At 40.4% G+C, this 250-nt stretch carries 1 protein-coding gene; it reads right to left on the reverse strand.

Annotated features, from left to right (window positions below; all coding sequences use genetic code 11):
- The coding region (locus SB773_RS33575; protein ID WP_410594784.1) for a hypothetical protein at nt 1-250 on the reverse strand (250 nt) is incomplete at both ends.

Genomic DNA, 250 nt, shown 5'->3' on the forward strand with positions numbered 1-250 from the left:
CGGCAGCAATTTGAACAACAGTTGCATCATTGCCATTACCATCTTGGTGAATGAAGCTCCAAGTTTCATCTGTGTTGTAGGCTTGATAAACATCAGCATCGTTACCATCGCCTAGTTGTTCAACCACTGAATCACTTTGGCTAGTATTCAAGAACTGAGCCACTGTAGATGAGTTATTGTTACCATCTTGGAAGACGTAAGAATCATTACGCTTACCACCATCTTGATATACAGTGGAATCGTTTTCATT

The organism is Bacillus sp. SIMBA_074 (genome assembly GCF_046534555.1).
In the GTDB taxonomy this organism is placed as follows: Bacteria; Bacillota; Bacilli; order Bacillales; family Bacillaceae_G; genus Bacillus_A; species Bacillus_A mycoides.